Source organism: Lysinibacillus sp. FN11 (assembly GCF_024628845.1).
Taxonomy (GTDB): domain Bacteria; phylum Bacillota; class Bacilli; order Bacillales_A; family Planococcaceae; genus Lysinibacillus; species Lysinibacillus capsici.
This window is the reverse complement of sequence record NZ_CP102383.1, coordinates 1,504,661-1,520,899: the sequence shown is the minus strand read 5'-3', so window position 1 is coordinate 1,520,899 and position 16,239 is coordinate 1,504,661. Positions and strand designations below refer to the sequence as shown.

Sequence of the window (16,239 nt, the reverse complement as noted above, 5' to 3'; positions counted from 1 at the left end):
TGTAGGCTGAGATGTAGCACCGTCTATCGGACATTTCCAAATTTAAGTTAAATTGTTATAATTAAGCTCCTAGAGGGAATTACAAGAAGAAAGAGGTGTTCATATTGGGTATGAAAATATTCTGGTGGGCTGTAAATATTGTATGGTTATTGATCTTTTCCGGCATCGCCGTATTTATTGGGGCAAGAAATGTTGATGGTGCAGGGATTGTGCAAACACCTGAAGTGAAAATGGTGTCATTCATTATTCTGGGCATCATGTTTCTAATCGTTGTGCTTGTGCAATTAATTTTTCTTTCCTTTATTAAAAAAAGCACGAAAGCTCATTTTACGAAAATTTCTTAAAAAGAAGCGAGAGGCTATTTTAGCACTCGCTTCTTTTTCACCTTGATACACATAACTCCCTAAAATTACAGCCACGACAATGCCATTTTTCTTGTGTTTGTTCAAAGTCCTCGATGTCTACGGGCTAAAAGTTAGATTTTTGGCCTAACTTATGGGTGCTGTACATTTGAAATGTGGTTTTAGTATTTATTCATCAAAAAAATCACCTTTGAAAAAAGGTTTAATTCCAACTTCTCTATATAAATATTTTATTGGATGACAATCATCGACCAGATTTTTGTTGGGAATTAAAATTTTCTCCCTAAGTTCTTGAAATACTTCCGGATTAATTTCTGGAAACCATTCTTCATAAATCATATGTTTATCCTTTTCTATCAAAATTAAATACACAACAATAATCTCAAACATATAAGGAAATTCTTGTTTAATATTTTGATAGTTATCTAACAATGAAGTTATATAATCCTCAAAATTAAAAAATTTTGTTCCTTTTTCATTGTTGTATTTTAAACGTTCCTTTTCAGGTTTAAAGACAAAAGTAGACTTATTAAACCAGTTGCCTAACATGCATGTAAAAATTAATAATGCATATTTTTTAGTTTCTTTATCATCATCATTAAAATATTTAAAATACTCATCATAAATATAATTTTTGGCAGTGGTAAAATACCCAATTTCAATCCCAGAAATAGTTTGTTTCACATTTTGTATAATTTTATTTTCCATACCATAGTCACTTTCTTTTGAAATTTCCATAATGGTTATCCATCAAAACCTGCTGCTATAAATCTTGCCTGGAGAAGAATTATTGAAAAGTACAGTTTACCAAAGTTGGATTTTCACGCTTTACGACATTCATATGCCTCATTTATGGTCAGTCGGAATGTAAATTTTAAGATTATACAGGAGCAACTAGGTCACTCTGATATAAAAATGACAATCAATACATATAGTCATTTTAACCAAAAAGAATAAAAATGAAGTAAGCGACCATTTCGATGACTTTTTGGTCACTTGCTCAATGTTTCATCATATTTCTGCGCACATAACTCCCTAAAATTACAGCCACGACAATGCCATTTTTCTTGGGTTTGTTCAAAGTCCTCGATGTCTACGGGCTCGTTGGAAAAAATATCAGCCTGATACTTTTTCATTTCTAAAACGCTGCGCTGAAACGTATACAAAATATTCTCCATATCGATGTCTGTAAAACTATATTTCTTGCGCTTGCCTGTTAATAAATATTCATTATAGACCTCGATTTGCGCTAGAGACACACGGTATTTTTGCTGAACATAGTAAGCGTAGAGGGCTAATTGCTGACGGTCATCATCAGATTCTCCACCGGTCTTCCAGTCAACAATAATCCATTTATCCCTCAATTCATCATAATAATGAAAGTCCATAACAACAAATACCTGGACATCTTCTATTTTCATGGAGCGGAATTGCTCTGGTTCTCCGATACGGAGAGAGCCTTTTTGTGAGGTAATTTGCTGAAATGTTTCACTCATCAAAAAATGATTAAAGACAAGTCGTAAACGTTCTTTATAGTCTTGCACCAGCTCAGGAGAAAGGGTGCCATGATAATAGATTTCCTGCATCATATAATACTTATTCGGTTTTTGCCTCCAAAATTCAAGACGACGAGTGGAGTCAATAAAGGCTGCATTCAGCTGTCCGCGCCCCAATTGAATTAGCTCCTCTACAGTTGGAGCTTTTCCTGTTTGTAAATAATCATTAATGGCCTGCTCAATGTATCGATGGACAATTTGCCCAAATAAAATAGGCATCGATTGCAGCTTTTTTAAGCGATACACCTGTTGATGATATGGCTCCACATTGTAACTGAGCCACCCGTTATGTGAAAAGTAATATTCATAGCCGTATTTGCGGGCGCAGCTTGTCAATGTTTTATGACGCGATAGCGACCACGAAAAGGTTGGATAGGGTGAAATTTCAAACAGGACAATCACCTCCTAAAACTGATGGATGAAATCATAAACAAGCTGTATGATCAGCACAATCGTTACAATGCGCAGTAAAAGCTTTACCTGATGTGCTTTCACTTTTCTGGCTAGCACAAGCCCAATCTGTGCACCAATCGTCGAGCCAATCATTAAAATAAGTGTTAAGGGCCATTCGATTTTCCCTGTAGCAATATAGGTAATCGCTGCTCCTGAGCACATTGCAAATACCCCTACCCGTGATAGCCCGACTGCTTTAATATAGGAAATTTTCTCATGTGCATATGTATAAAGCGCCAATGTACTACTGCCAGGACCAAACATACCGTCATAAAAGCCAACCCCAAGAAGGATCGGACCGTTTTTTCGATTCATCGTAAAACGTTCCTTGTCGCCAAAATCAGCTCCACCCATAAAGGACATGACAAGCGCAAAGCCAAGTAAAATAATAGCAATGAACGTCAATGATTGACTACTCATGAATGAAGCGAAAAGTCCCCCCAATGTACCTCCGATTAAAGAGACAAGTAACACCGAACGCATTTCATTCCATGCTAATTCCTTACGTTGATAAATTGTATAAAAGCTTGAAAAAGCACTCACCATATTGGACACTTTATTTGCGCCAATAGCAGAATGGACGGGTACTCCCATTAGCATCATCGTTGGCAAGGTAATTAAGCCACCACCCCCAACTAACGTACCAATGACATTCCCAATGATGCCAATTAGTAAAAACAATAAGTATTCCATAATATCCTTCTTTCTCTAGCACAAAAAGCAAACATTCTATGATACAGTATAACAGATTGTTATTATCAATGATGATGGAAATGAGGAGCAAGGATGCATATACAACAAAAAACACCCACACCACGCTTTTGTCACCAGCTAACTGTTATTGTGGCGACTATTTTTTTAGCTGGTATTACAGCTACACTTATTCAATATGGCAAGCTCCCAGCCACAATTCCTGTCTTGCAAAGCTTTACGAGTGACCATGCCCAATTCGGTCCAAAAATCGCTATTTTTTATTTACCCTTTGTCGCTCTTATGCTCTTTCTACTTTTACACTATTTAGAGATAAAGGCCGCTTATCCTGTGATGCGTAAAAATAAAGCACCGCTATCCCATAGACAGCGACAAAATGGCATCCTAACGTTTTGTCTCATCAAAAATAGTATTCTATTGTATTTTACCTACTCCCTGTTCAATGATCTTACGGTGGCTTTAGGACGCGAACGTATTTTACAACAATGGCATGCTTACCTATTTTTACTGCTGTTATTTGGCATCTTCATGATGGGTATTGTGCGAGGCATTTTGTTGGATAAAAAAAGTTAATGTAAAAAAAGAGAGCATGTTTTAACAATGAACATGCTCTTCTTAGACTAATTATTATTCAATGGATGTCATTAATTCATAAAAATATTTTTTCTCCTGCGTCTCATAAAGCTTAAACCAAGCATGTAATGTTTCTGGTGTAAAAACATCGAGCAGCCTCAAAACATGGTAGGCAAAATTCAGCGGTGCAATGCCAGATGCCGTTACTAAATTCCCCTCAGTTACGGCTGGCTTCTGTTTAAAATATTCATCCCCCATATAATGTGGACAAAGCATCTTCAAGTATTCGAGATCGTTGCTCGTATGTTGTCTTGTATCAAGCAAACCAAGCTTTGCGAGACCGAACGTTGCACCACAAATTGCAGCTATGAAAACTTCTTCGTTCAACGCTTTTGAGACTTTATTCAATACAGGATCATGAATAGATTCTAGCCATGTATTGCCTCCTGGAAGAATCAAGACATCCATGCTATTCAAGTGACATTCAGCAACGGCAATAGTTGGAAGTATGGTGATGCCACCCATTGTCATAACAGGACTTCTATCAATCCCTACAGTTATCACCTCTAAAGGCTCTAGCCCCTTTTTAAAATACCTACCTGTATTTAATTCTGCCATTAAATACCCTATCTCCCAATCTGCCATCGTATCAAATACATAAAGATACACTTTTCTTGTCTGCATAATAAACACTCCTTTTATTGAAACTATGCTTAGTATAAAAAAACTTTACTGACATTCTCCGTCAGTAAAGTTTTCATTTCCATAAAAATGTATGAGCTCATATAGAACGTCAATTATCTTTTGCTTTAGACTTATGGGTTCTACTACTTGGATTGATTTTCCATAGGGAAAAAGTAAATAGGGTACATATGTATGGAGTGCTTCCTCATCTACTAAAAATATTGCGTTCTTATTGGTGCGTTCTTTGAGGTGATACTTTAAAAACCAATGCTGACTGATCGCATCCACAGCACTTGTCTTTCCACAAATGATGAAGGGCACAAGCTTCTGTTTATGTTCATCTTGGGGAAAAAGGCTATCCATAAAAAAATCACTGGCAGAGAAAGATTGTGGTCGTTGGAAGGGGATGACGGTTTGATGCAGACTGCTAATTCGGCCTACTTTAAAAGTACGGATTTCATTTCTTACATGACAAAATGCAACGATATACCAGTTTTGATTCCAATAAACCAAACCATATGGATTAACCACCCTACACTTAGATTGCTCTTCATTATTAGTATGGTATTCCATTTCTATAGAGGTTTCCTTTACTATACTCTCTTCTAATTTTTTTAATAGTGGCTCCAATGAGGTTTCTGTTGGACCGATTATCTCGAAACCTTGTAAATGCTGTTGAATCATTTTTTCTTGCTCCTGATTTGAATACATTGTAAGCTTTGCTGTTGCACTGTTTAATGCCTCATCTAAAAAATAACCAGCTTCTTTTGCAAAAATAGAAGCATGAAGTAATGCCGCTTTCTCATCAACATCAAAAATAAGAGGACTTTTAATAAAATTATTCAACAGGGTATATCCCCCATGATGACCTGTTTCAGCTATAATTGGCACACCACTGGCAGAAAGTGAGTTAATATAGCGGTAAACGGATCTGATATTTATCTCTAATTTTTCAGCAATTTCTTTCGCAGTAATTTTCCTACCTGAATTCAACATCCATAAAATCTGCATCATATGATCTATTTTAGACAAACATTTCCACCTCATTGAATTTATGATTTCTGACACAAAATCAGGCTACCTGATACTATTATCAAGTAGCCCTTCGATTATGCCTTTACCAATTCATCTTCCATTTGCTTAAAATTATGTATTAAAGCGTATTTCTGTATGCCACGTGCTTGTTGGATGCTGTCATCTGCGAATTGGCGGAACTTAGCCTGATCCTTTATTGTATAGGCATAGATGGCTTCAATTGCAGGTTGCATCCACGGCTGTGTTAGTTTATCACTTCTCATATCGGCTGATCGACCTTCAAGCGCAGCGATATAGCATAGTGCATAGCTAGTTAAAGGCTCCTTATCAATTTGTCTTGCGGCTGCTTTAGCAGCTCCAAGATTCTCCTCCATAATCGCCTTAATAAAGAGGTAATTGTACTTAATAGCTGGCTGCTTATAATGATGGATGATGACATCGATTGCCTGAATCTGTTCCTCTTTTGTCCCGTAAGCTGATGCATAGAGAGCAGCAAATATAGGCTCTTTTCGATGATTTTTTACCCATTGATCTACCTGCTCCATATTGTTTGTGCGATATAAAATATGTATATGGCGATAAATCATCCCTACCGCAATTAATGCAAATATTCCAAGTGAGATGGATAGACGAACACCCGCTAAGGACAGCGTCAATGCCAATAAAATAATAGCTAAATAAAAGAATGTTAATTTAACAATTTTCATATTACCTCCTACTGTAATTTCCTACGCATTTTACGAGAAAAGATATAACCTGCCCCTATAAAAAAGATAAGAGCCATCACTTTCATAATAGGAATAATAAACAGCTTGCTAATAACGACTACAACGAGGATATAATAGACAACCATCGCCAGTAAAAATAATGTCAGCTTATTCACGAGGTTCCCTACTTTCCTTTAGTGCCGCCTCAATCGCTGCTAAAGCTTTTGGACCCATTCCATGAAGATGAGCTAATGTAGAAAGCTCAACTCTTTCTAGCTGCTTCAATTCTGTATAGCCCGCGGCATGTAATGCGCGAATTGCTGGTTTTGCTACTCCCTTAGGCCACTCTGTCATGCTTGCACGTCCCTTCACGAAAAAATCTTCTCTGCCCTATTATGCAAGTGACAGCAAAGAAATGCAAATAAGTCAAAATATAAACATATACAAGCACGCCGCTATGAAATTTACGATACTATGGATACTCCAGCTAGCAATAATAGAGCCCCCAGCAATTCGTTCATTCACCCAGCCCATCACATAGCCAGCAAGCGCTGTTGTAAGCACAACTAATAAGATTACATGAAGCGGAAGCACCGACCATAGCATGGCCCCATGAACACAGCCAAAAACAAAACTTTGCACGACATTACCTACTTGAAAGCCAAAAGTCTTCATTACTCTCTTTAATAAAAAGCCGCGAAATAATAGCTCCTCTGATAAACCTGTTTGAATAATGGCATAGAAAAGCGCTGGAATGACTGCCGTCGCTCCAAGTCCCACGAATTGATTCGCTGCTAGTAAGGAGCGATCAATATAGAAAAAGATTAGCGCAAAGCTCGGTACGAACAGCGCGAAAATGGAGAGTACAATGTACATGGCATACCTTCCCTTGTGCAACACAATTGGCTTTTGCAATCCTATCCACGTTAAAAAGGTCTGTTTTTTTCTCGCTGTGCAAAGCCACCAAATAAATGGAATCACTGAAAATAACATCACTTGCAAAATGGCACTAATTAAACTATTCATCATCTTATTTCCCCTCCTGTTTACTACAAGCATAGAAGAAAGCACCATTATTTTCAATAGTAATTTAATGATAAACATTAAATTATTTATCTTTATTATTAATTTTTAAATGCTTTACATAAAAACTGCTGTCTACGGAGGTCTCCTTTGTCTTTTCAGTTATTTTCATTTATACTCTATTACAGACATTGAAGGTCTGTAATAGAGACATTAAAACACTGGAGGCTATCACAATGGGTACATTATCTACACATTTATTAGAAAAGGCACGAACTTATGAGCAAAGCACGCGGATATCAGTGCCTGCCTATGACACATTATTTGCCGTGACACAAGCCTATTTCCGCATGCATTTATGGGAACAAGAAGCTTCCCTACTTGTTGTAGGAGCTGGTGGGGGCAACGAGCTTTCTGCATGGGGACCAACAAACCCTAAATGGAAGTTCACTGGGGTTGACCTATCTGAGGAAATGCTCCAAATCGCACAACATAAAGCCGTACAACTCGATATTGAAAGTCGCGTTCAGCTACTACAAGGAACAATCGAGCGCTTGCCACAATCAACACCGAAATTCGATGCAGCAAGCTGTATCCTCGTTCTTCATTTTATTGAAGATCGACAGGAAAAACTTCATCTACTGCAAAACATTCACAAGCAATTAAAACCTGGAATGCCCTTTGTCCTCGCATGTGCCTACGGAGATCGAGAAAGTGACGAACTACAAGATCGCATCAAAATATGGCAAAGCTACTTTTTAGATGCCGGCTATACAAAAGAAAAGGTAGATAGCATGGGCAAGGGCATCATGAATATTTCCTTCCTCTCCGATCAAGAAATCCAACAGCTATTAAGTGAAGCGGGCTTTCAAAACATTACCCGCTTTTTCTCCTCAGGTCTCTTCGCAGGATGGATGAGCCACGCCTAAACACAAAGCCCCCTCCATTACACAATAAATGGTGGGGGCTGAAGTTTAGATATAAAAGGGCATTGAGCGTGCTCTTCTTCTGATGGATCACTTTCTCCTCATGTTTGAGCGGGTTCTCCTTCAGTTGGATCACTTTTCCTCATGTTTGAGCGGGTTCTCCTTCAGTTGGATCACTTTTCCTCATGTTTGAGCGGGTTCTCCTTCTGATGGATCACTTTCTCCTCACATTTGAGCGGGCTCTCCACCAACTCCCATCACATCGAAAAAAATCACCAATAAATACTGTAATAATAAACAGTTTCATCAACCGTCATGCCCATTTTTTCATAGAGCTTCTGTGCTTGGACATTATCTCTGGCGGTTTCAAGCATCATGTAACGAGCACCTTCCTGCTGACAATAGGCATAGCATTGCTCCATCAACGACTGTGCTATACCTTGTTTTCTGGCTTGTTCCGCCACAAATAAATCATTTAAGAGAAACGCTCGTTTCATAGCTACAGATGAAAAGACTGGAAACAATTGTGCAAATCCAACTGGCTTCTCCTCCAAATATGCCAGAAAAATAATAGACTCTCCTCCCATCACTCGCTCCTGTATAAACTGCTCGGCTTGCTGTAAATCAGATGATTGTCCATAAAATTCACGATAGGCATTAAATAATGGGACTACTTCTCCTATCGTTTCCTGTGTCACCTTACAAATTTTCATGTTATGCTCTCCATTTCCTTTTGATTGTCCTTCTAGTATGATGGTAGTAAATAATCTGACATTTCAAAAGAAACAGTTCCAAACATTTTAACATGTCAAGGTGGTGCCTTATGGACGATTTTATCTTTCTATTAACAGAAAAGGAGGCAAAATATAAGCAAGTGTATCAGCAAATTAAAGTACTTATTACGCAAGGTACACTTCAAACAGATGATTCCCTGCCCTCCATACGAAAACTTGCAGAAACTTTACAGGTCAGTCGTAATACTACATTAACCGCTTATGAACAGCTTGTCGCAGAAGGATACATACGTGGGGAGGGACGAAAAGGCTATTTCGTCAATGCACTAGAGCAGGTTTTTCTAAAGGAGCAGGAACAGCCCCCTATGACACAGCCAAAAAAGAAGGTTGCATCCTATCTTGTAGATTTTCGCGCAGGGGCTGTCGATCAGCAACATTTTCCCATGAAAACATGGCGCCAAATTGCCAATCAAGTATTACAGGAATCAACCTGTTACGAATATGGAGAACTGTTTGGAGAATCAGTGCTAAAGGAGCAGCTTGTGCCGTATTTACTACAAGCAAGAGGGGTTTATACAACGAGCGACAATATCATTATCGGTAGTAGCACACAGCAAATGCTCTTGTATCTTGGCTTTTTACTAAAAGATTCTTTTCCAAGCATTCTTTTGGAAGACCCTGGCTATGACGGTGCACGTGAAGCCTTCCAGTTACATCACTTCGAAATAGAGTCACTACCTGTAATGGAAACAGGAGCTCAACTTGATATACTCCAAAGCTGTCAATCACGCTTAATGTATGTCACCCCGTCACATCATTTCCCATACGGAGTGTCCATGTCTATTCAGCAGCGACAGACCTTAATACAATGGGCTCAACAAGTCGATGGTTATATTCTAGAGGATGATTATGATGGAGAGTTTCGCTATACGCAACAGCCATTTCCTGCCCTGGCCTCCATCGACTCATCAAGGGTAATCTATCTCGGCACCTTCTCAAAATCGTTTTTACCAGGTGTGCGTTTAAGCTATATGGTGCTACCAAATGCACTTGTTCAGCCATATAAAGAGCGTTTTGCTCACTTTGAACAAAATGCTTCGTCCCTCCATCAACGCACAATGGCCCAATTTATGGCGCAGGGAGAATGGACACGCCATATTAAACGAATGCGTTTGACCTATAAACAAAAAATGCAGCACCTTGTACAGGAGCTACAACGACATTTTGGGCAGCAAATATCCGTGTTAGGCGAGCAATCAGGCCTCTATGTATTAGTGAAAATAAAGTCTCCACTTTCCGAGCAGCAGCTAATCCAACGAGCGGCGACTTACGGTGTGAAGGTTTATCCGACAAGCCCCTTTTTTATCCATCAAACAAATAAGGAACCAATGCTGCAATTAGGCTTTAGTAAATTAGCGTTGGAAGAAATCAAGCTGGGGATTGAGCTGTTAAAAGAGGCGTGGCAGCCATAACCGTCAACGTTATGGCTTTAACCCCCATACCTCTTAAAAATAATCAATAAATGTTGGGATACCCACTGGTAAAACCGCCTCAAGCAATGCAATTTCCTCTGCACGTCCCTGTAATCGTTCAATTTTTTCTAAATAGGTTGGACGTTTGTAGCCTAACAGCATGGTAGCCAGTGTTTGCACTGTTAAATGCACAGCATTCGCGTTCAACGTCTCACTTACCTTCTGCACAGCAAGGTTTCCATCTTTCATTTTGATGATGTAGGTACCATTATTCCATGCCACAGTGCGATCACTGACAGCTAGCTGAAGCTCGAAATCCTGACCGATAAATGGATAGCGCAGTAAAAATTCTTTGACATCGACGATTCTTGCCATGAAATAAGGTGATACCTTTTGAATGATCTCGCTGTCCTCTAATAAAAAGGCTACCGCTTCATTTCCGGTTGTTTTCCCATAGACATTGTAGACCATCGAGCTGTGAGCCGAGACGAAATTCCATAAACCTTTACGAGCCTCTTCCTGCATATAGACGATTTCATCAATGTAATAATTTTCCTCCATAATACGATAGAACATATAGCCCTGCGCCACATCTTCTTCATCATAGTAGACCGCTGCCTGAAGGTTCACATCACTATCTATAAATTTCTCCTCCCAGAAATCCTCCTGAAATTTCTCGTTCCAGGCAATACTATTGCGCACCATTACGCCATGCGTTTTCTGTGCATAGCGTGCGTAGATATCCACCACATCCTCATGCTTCGGATCAACTCGGCGAATTTTCCCATTAAGACCAGCATAATGAGGAAGCTGTGTATCCTTCACTTGAAATTCCACAATATCACTCATAATTTCCCATCCCTTTTTGCGGTAATAAGGAATAGAATATGGAAATAAATAGGATATATACTGTCCTTCATTTCGCATACTTTGCAGACTTTCAATTATCAAACTCTCCATTAAGCCATGTCCTGAATATTCAGGGTATGTCCCAACTGCTGTGATGCCACCCATTTCATAAATCTTACCATGCACATTCACCTCAAAAGGCAAACTTAATATTTGCGATACAAGCTGTGAACCATCAAACCACCCGATGGCATGCCCTTCATTAAATTGCCTACTCTTCGCATTCACAAAGCGACGATCCTTGTGAATGGACATTGACATTTGAAAGACATAATTCAGTAAATCAATGGACTGTGCCATTTCATCTAATCGGATTTCTCGCATGATTAAGCCTTTTCGTTGATTCATGATTCTCTCTCCTCATCAAATAACTCTCTTAATATAGACTGTGGCGCATCTAAAAAACGTTTGGTCACGATGTAATGTATGGTATCCTCATAGCGAATGGATTCAATTTCTCCTTGATCAAAACTATAAATCGTTGCATTGGGATAGCCAAGCAAAATGGGTGAGTGTGTAGCAATAATAAATTGTGCCTCATGCTCAAGGTCCTTCATTATTTTCAGCAAACTCAGCTGCCTCGTTGGAGACAATGCCGCCTCAGGCTCATCCAATAAATAAATGGCTTTACCCTTAAAGCGATTCATAAATAACGCAAGAAAGGATTCACCATGAGATTGGTGGTGTAGAGATTTCCCACCAAAAGCGTTGTATCTCCTTGGATCTTCTATCAAATCAATATGGCTGGCAAATTGATAAAATGTTTCTGATCGAAGAAAAAACCCATTCGATATTTTCGGCAGCCACGACAAACGGATATATTCCCCCAATGAAGATTCCGCCTTATGTACTTCATATAAATTTTGACGACCGCCGCCAGCCGTATTGAAATCGCAGCGATCGGCAATCGCCTCCAGTAATGTTGATTTCCCCGAACCATTTTCCCCAACAAAGAACGTGACATTCGTCGGGAACTCCAGCTCATGCAAATCCTGCAAGCTTGGAATATTAAAAGGATACTCCTGTTTATTGGGAATCGTATCCTGTAACATCTTACATGATTTTAAATACATTTCATTTCCTCCTTACTCTTATTATAGCGAACATCCCCCAAGCTGAAACGTAATCCACCCACCTGTTTGATTGAAATGTAACTTTTTTATGTAGCCACCCGAGCCAGCCAAACATAAATAGCCTAAAACAGCTGACGAAGTCCCTACCATTTTCACAACTCGCTATGAGATATTTCCCGAGAAATAAATAAAAAACATGTCGAAAGTTGTAATTCTTACCTGTAGTATCATGTCATATTTTTGATTTTTTTATAAAATAACTGGACATTGACCTCCTCTCTAACTGACTGAGTGAATGATTTCCCCGCAACATGCAGTAGTGCTTCCATAGCAATTTTATTTCGCTGTGGCTTGCTAAATGATTGTTTCTAATAAGTGGGGTGCCTCTCTTTAAGATCACCTAGACTTCCTTTCTGAGGGGATATTTTGGATCACTTTCATTACCTAAATTGATCCGATTCAAAAAAAGGCTCAATACCCATTTCTTTTAGCAATAATTCCCAATTACTTCTTTTATCTGCCAAATGTTGTTTAGGTATTAAAATTTCTTCTCTTAATCGCTGAAACAAATTCGGGTTATGCTCTGGAAACCATTCTTCATAACTGATCCCTTGATTTAATTCTATTTTTATTAAAAACAAAACAATCTCTTCAAACATATAAGGAAATTCTTTCTCTATCTGCTCATGATGTGCTAACAGTGCATAAAGATAATCTTTAAAACGATAAAATCGCTTCTGGTCTAATGGATTTGAGCTCCATTTCTTATTTTCCTCCCACTCTTGAATTGGCTGAAATATCTGAAGAGAACCTGTTTCCCAAGTACCCAGCATACAAGTAAATGCAGCTATAGCGTACTTTCTCGTTTCATAATCTGGATCTCCAAAATATTTATAGTATTCCTCCCGATACTTACCAAAATTTCCGCTAGTATGATAACCTCCAATAGCAAAACCCTCCAACCCTCGTTTTGCTTGTTCGATGATATTATTTGTCATTCTTCTTTCTCGCCCCTTTTTCTAAATTTTTTTGTCATGGTAGTCTAATAACAATAACCTATCATAAAATTTCCATAGTTATTTTAACATAAATATCCAACAAAAAAATCAACTCACCTCTTAATCAATCTATCGAGGTAAGTTGATCTAAAATTAAACTTCATCAAAATAAATCAGCCTTCTTCACAATGATCAATTTATTTAACTATATTTTTTAGAAACTACAAACTCAGTAATTGGCATAGTAATCCAAGCAAGTCCTATGACAATAACAAGTGGAATATTCTTAATATCATTTAAAGCGGTTACTCTTTCTGAGATCACTAAAACAATAACCATAAATAACAGTAAAAGATAGTAACTAATTTTTGAACTAACAAGTGTTATATGTTTTTCTAATTCATCTTTTTTTCCTTCATTTACTCCGTTCATTTCTCCCCAAGTAATGGACTGAAATAAAAGACCTATTCCTAAGAATACAAAGAAAATTGTCGCTGCACCAATCATTTCTTTCGTGATCCATTCATATACACCGTAACTACCAATAGAAACAATAATAACTAAAGAACCGATTAAACTTACCTTTTTTGTAATCGTCACTTTTTCTCATTCCTTCCATATGTAAAAATAAATAATTCTTCTATAGGAGCACTTAAAATATAGGACAAAGTAAAAGCCAATTCCAAACTTGGATCATATTTATTATTTTCAATGGCATTAATGGTCTGCCTTGTCACATTGCATAACTCCGCTAATTTACCTTGTGAGAGGTTATTTTTTTCTCGATATACCCTTATTTTATTTTTCATTTCTAACACCACTCCGCTCCTAGCTTGTAAAAGATTTTTTACACCATAATATTAAGGTAGGACAAATAAGGTGCAAACATATTTTACACCCAATTATTTTATTAGCTCTTATCACATAGTTTTTTGTTATTTACTATGTCGTGAACCAAAATACTTCAGGTTTAAAAAACTGTACACCTAGAGACCCCTTTCAATTTTTAATTATCTTAAGCATCTATTCGTTGTTCTTCATTTTTTGATCACCACCTCCAAAGTTCTAACTATTATCCCTTGCTCATAAATTGAGTAACAATCAAAAGTCAGAAGGAGAATCGCGATGTTTGTGACTCATTATTACGAAAACAAGACGTCCGTTTTAAGTCAATTGCTCGTCAAGCTACCTACTGTGGAAGAAGATATTCGCATTAAAGGGCGTAAGGCAAAGGTATTGGAGGTACTACAAGTTGATGACAACAATTTTCATGTGAAGATATTGTTCGAAAAAATCCCTAAAAAGCAGCCTCTTAAAGAGCTTGGAAAGAAAAAGAGATAATCGACTAAAACATGGTTTATTCCCTTAAATTTCGGGAATAAAATAAGTAATGAGTGCGAATCATTCACTTTAAATTTCTTCAAGCTAAACCGTTGACTTTTTAATTGATAACAATTATCATTATCAATAGATTATTTCTTTCTCCAAATTGCTTCATTCAGAATCCCCCTCTTTTTTGAATAAGCATGTATCAAACGGATATTCTTACATCAGACTAAGAGTATCCGTTTTTATCTGTACATGAGGAGAACTTTACATACTAAAGGAGCTGTTTTGACATGGATTATCGTATTGAAAAAGATACTATGGGTGAAATTAAAGTACCTGCTAATAAAATTTGGGGCGCGCAAACACAGCGCAGTAAAGAAAATTTCCAAATTGGTACGGAACAAATGCCAATCGAGCTTGTGCAAGCTATGACGATCCTAAAGAAAAGTGCGGCCATTGCGAATAATAAATTAGGCAAACTTTCTGATATTAAAACAAATGCCATCGTGCAGGCTGCAGATGAAATTTTAAATGGTCAATGGGACGATCAATTCCCTCTTGTGGTTTGGCAGACTGGTAGTGGTACACAATCCAATATGAATGTGAACGAAGTCATTGCTCACCGTGCGAATCAACTATTAAAGGATGCTGGTGAAGCGGACCGTATTCATCCTAATGATGATGTCAATAAATCACAAAGCTCTAATGATACATTCCCAACAGCATTGCATATTGCGGCTGTTTTAAAAGTGGAAGATTATTTATTACCAAGACTACGTTTACTAAAAGCAACTTTGGAAGATAAAGCCGCTCAATTTAAGGACATTATTAAAATTGGTCGTACGCATTTACAGGATGCGACACCTCTTACATTAGGTCAAGAGATTAGCGGTTGGGCAGCCATGCTCGCAAAATCAGAGCATATGATTATCCATAATATTGACTATATGAAGGAGCTTGCAATTGGTGGAACAGCGGTCGGTACAGGAATCAATGCTCACCCTGAATTTGGTGATCGTGTGGCTGAGGAAATTAGTGTGCTAACAGGCAAACAATTCACATCGGCTGCAAATAAATTCCATGCCTTAACAAGTCATGATGAAGCTGTTGTAGCACATGGTGCATTAAAAGCTTTAGCGGCTGATTTAATGAAAATTGCCAATGACGTTCGCTGGTTAGCAAGTGGCCCTCGTTCAGGTATTGGGGAAATTACGATCCCAGAAAACGAACCAGGCTCTTCCATTATGCCAGGTAAAGTAAACCCTACCCAAAGTGAAGCAATGACAATGGTTGTCACGCAAGTAGTTGGAAATGACGCAACGATTGCCTTTGCCGCTTCTCAAGGTAACTTTGAATTAAACGTCTTTAAACCAGTCATCATTTACAACTTCTTACAATCAACTCGCCTATTAGCAGACACAATGAAATCATTTAACGACCATTGTGCAGTAGGCATTGAGCCAAACAAAGAAGTACTCGATCATAATTTACAAAATTCATTAATGCTTGTAACAGCATTAAATCCATATATTGGCTATGAAAACGCAGCAAAAATCGCAAAACAGGCCCACAAAGAAGGCACGACCTTAAAGGCAGCAGCCATCGCAAGCGGATTACTTACAGAAGAACAGTTCGATGAATATGTAGACCCAGCAACAATGATTTATCCGAACGTAAAATAGAAGAATGCACGT

General features: G+C 38.1%; 22 protein-coding genes. 7 read left to right on the top strand and 15 right to left on the bottom strand.

The window, feature by feature from the left end:
• Window positions 1-110 precede the first annotated feature (110 nt).
• Entirely contained in the window at window positions 111-344 is a 234-nt protein-coding gene (locus NP781_RS07915; RefSeq protein ID WP_257522511.1) for a DUF3923 family protein, read from the top strand.
• 186 nt (window positions 345-530) lie between these two features.
• Here the strand turns inward: NP781_RS07915 and NP781_RS07910 are convergent, their stop codons facing one another.
• The gene (locus NP781_RS07910) at window positions 531-1,100 is read right to left on the bottom strand and encodes a hypothetical protein (RefSeq protein WP_257521938.1); all 570 of its coding nucleotides are present in this window, start codon (window positions 1,098-1,100) and stop codon (window positions 531-533) included.
• Window positions 1,101-1,127: 27 nt separating this feature from the next.
• On the opposite strand from NP781_RS07910, the gene NP781_RS25610 reads away from it, so the two are divergent.
• Window positions 1,128-1,319 carry a tyrosine-type recombinase/integrase gene (locus NP781_RS25610; RefSeq protein WP_373880550.1) on the top strand — a complete coding sequence of 64 codons (192 nt, stop codon included), beginning with the start codon at window positions 1,128-1,130 and terminating at the stop codon, window positions 1,317-1,319.
• Between the two features lie 35 nt (window positions 1,320-1,354).
• Here NP781_RS25610 and NP781_RS07905 read toward each other — a convergent pair whose 3' ends face one another.
• Window positions 1,355-2,311 carry a PD-(D/E)XK nuclease family protein gene (locus NP781_RS07905; RefSeq protein WP_306832342.1) on the bottom strand — a complete coding sequence of 319 codons (957 nt, stop codon included), beginning with the start codon at window positions 2,309-2,311 and terminating at the stop codon, window positions 1,355-1,357.
• A 12-nt stretch (window positions 2,312-2,323) separates the two neighbouring features.
• Window positions 2,324-3,064 carry a sulfite exporter TauE/SafE family protein gene (locus NP781_RS07900; RefSeq protein ID WP_257521936.1) on the bottom strand — a complete coding sequence of 247 codons (741 nt, stop codon included), beginning with the start codon at window positions 3,062-3,064 and terminating at the stop codon, window positions 2,324-2,326.
• A 93-nt stretch (window positions 3,065-3,157) separates the two neighbouring features.
• Here NP781_RS07900 and NP781_RS07895 point away from each other — a divergent pair, with 93 nt between their 5' ends.
• Window positions 3,158-3,655, top strand: coding sequence for a DUF1648 domain-containing protein (locus NP781_RS07895; protein ID WP_257521935.1), 498 nt, complete (start codon window positions 3,158-3,160; stop codon window positions 3,653-3,655).
• A gap of 54 nt (window positions 3,656-3,709) precedes the next feature.
• On the opposite strand, the gene NP781_RS07890 is transcribed toward NP781_RS07895, so the two are convergent.
• The 6 genes from NP781_RS07890 to NP781_RS07865 all read right to left on the bottom strand — a co-directional run bounded on the left by NP781_RS07890 (window position 3,710) and on the right by NP781_RS07865 (window position 7,110).
• Entirely contained in the window at window positions 3,710-4,339 is a 630-nt protein-coding gene (locus NP781_RS07890; RefSeq protein ID WP_221683189.1) for a type 1 glutamine amidotransferase family protein, read from the bottom strand.
• A gap of 45 nt (window positions 4,340-4,384) precedes the next feature.
• Window positions 4,385-5,371 carry a helix-turn-helix transcriptional regulator gene (locus NP781_RS07885; protein ID WP_221683188.1) on the bottom strand — a complete coding sequence of 329 codons (987 nt, stop codon included), beginning with the start codon at window positions 5,369-5,371 and terminating at the stop codon, window positions 4,385-4,387.
• 77 nt (window positions 5,372-5,448) lie between these two features.
• Window positions 5,449-6,081 (bottom strand): hypothetical protein, encoded by a 633-nt coding sequence (locus NP781_RS07880; protein ID WP_257521934.1) that lies wholly within the window; start codon window positions 6,079-6,081, stop codon window positions 5,449-5,451.
• Window positions 6,082-6,089: 8 nt separating this feature from the next.
• On the bottom strand, window positions 6,090-6,257 hold the full coding sequence (locus NP781_RS07875; RefSeq protein WP_016993359.1) for a hypothetical protein: 168 nt from the start codon (window positions 6,255-6,257) through the stop codon (window positions 6,090-6,092).
• Complete coding sequence (locus tag NP781_RS07870) at window positions 6,250-6,435, bottom strand: helix-hairpin-helix domain-containing protein (RefSeq protein ID WP_202341883.1); 186 nt, start codon at window positions 6,433-6,435, stop codon at window positions 6,250-6,252. Before NP781_RS07870 ends, NP781_RS07875 begins: the two co-directional genes overlap by 8 nt.
• A gap of 72 nt (window positions 6,436-6,507) precedes the next feature.
• Window positions 6,508-7,110: a CPBP family intramembrane glutamic endopeptidase gene (locus NP781_RS07865; RefSeq protein WP_257521933.1), complete on the bottom strand. Its 603-nt coding sequence runs from the start codon at window positions 7,108-7,110 to the stop codon at window positions 6,508-6,510.
• Between the two features lie 230 nt (window positions 7,111-7,340).
• Between NP781_RS07865 and NP781_RS07860 the strand changes: the two genes are divergently transcribed.
• The gene (locus NP781_RS07860; protein ID WP_221683185.1) at window positions 7,341-8,033 is read left to right on the top strand and encodes a class I SAM-dependent methyltransferase; all 693 of its coding nucleotides are present in this window, start codon (window positions 7,341-7,343) and stop codon (window positions 8,031-8,033) included.
• Window positions 8,034-8,302: 269 nt separating this feature from the next.
• On the opposite strand, the gene NP781_RS07855 is transcribed toward NP781_RS07860, so the two are convergent.
• Entirely contained in the window at window positions 8,303-8,743 is a 441-nt protein-coding gene (locus NP781_RS07855; protein ID WP_257521932.1) for a GNAT family N-acetyltransferase, read from the bottom strand.
• Window positions 8,744-8,853: 110 nt separating this feature from the next.
• Here NP781_RS07855 and NP781_RS07850 point away from each other — a divergent pair, with 110 nt between their 5' ends.
• Window positions 8,854-10,236, top strand: coding sequence for a MocR-like pyridoxine biosynthesis transcription factor PdxR (locus NP781_RS07850; protein WP_221683183.1), 1,383 nt, complete (start codon window positions 8,854-8,856; stop codon window positions 10,234-10,236).
• Between the two features lie 33 nt (window positions 10,237-10,269).
• On the opposite strand, the gene eis is transcribed toward NP781_RS07850, so the two are convergent.
• From eis to NP781_RS07825, 5 genes are all read right to left on the bottom strand, one after another.
• Entirely contained in the window at window positions 10,270-11,493 is a 1,224-nt protein-coding gene (gene eis, locus NP781_RS07845; protein ID WP_257521931.1) for a GNAT family N-acetyltransferase, read from the bottom strand.
• Window positions 11,490-12,218: an AAA family ATPase gene (locus tag NP781_RS07840; protein ID WP_202341877.1), complete on the bottom strand. Its 729-nt coding sequence runs from the start codon at window positions 12,216-12,218 to the stop codon at window positions 11,490-11,492. The genes eis and NP781_RS07840 overlap by 4 nt, the downstream gene beginning before the upstream one ends.
• Window positions 12,219-12,658: 440 nt before the next feature.
• A complete protein-coding gene (locus NP781_RS07835) occupies window positions 12,659-13,216 on the bottom strand; it encodes a hypothetical protein (protein WP_221683181.1) in 558 nt (185 codons plus the stop codon).
• Window positions 13,217-13,417: 201 nt separating this feature from the next.
• Window positions 13,418-13,816 (bottom strand): hypothetical protein, encoded by a 399-nt coding sequence (locus NP781_RS07830; protein ID WP_221683180.1) that lies wholly within the window; start codon window positions 13,814-13,816, stop codon window positions 13,418-13,420.
• On the bottom strand, window positions 13,813-14,025 hold the full coding sequence (locus tag NP781_RS07825; RefSeq protein WP_221683212.1) for a helix-turn-helix transcriptional regulator: 213 nt from the start codon (window positions 14,023-14,025) through the stop codon (window positions 13,813-13,815). The genes NP781_RS07830 and NP781_RS07825 overlap by 4 nt, the downstream gene beginning before the upstream one ends.
• Before the next feature lie 316 nt (window positions 14,026-14,341).
• Between NP781_RS07825 and NP781_RS07820 the strand changes: the two genes are divergently transcribed.
• Both NP781_RS07820 and fumC read left to right on the top strand, forming a co-directional pair.
• Window positions 14,342-14,557, top strand: a complete 216-nt coding sequence (locus NP781_RS07820) for a hypothetical protein (protein ID WP_004228943.1) — start codon at window positions 14,342-14,344, stop codon at window positions 14,555-14,557.
• A 278-nt stretch (window positions 14,558-14,835) separates the two neighbouring features.
• Window positions 14,836-16,227: a class II fumarate hydratase gene (gene fumC, locus NP781_RS07815; RefSeq protein ID WP_257521930.1), complete on the top strand. Its 1,392-nt coding sequence runs from the start codon at window positions 14,836-14,838 to the stop codon at window positions 16,225-16,227.
• Window positions 16,228-16,239: the final 12 nt, after the last annotated feature.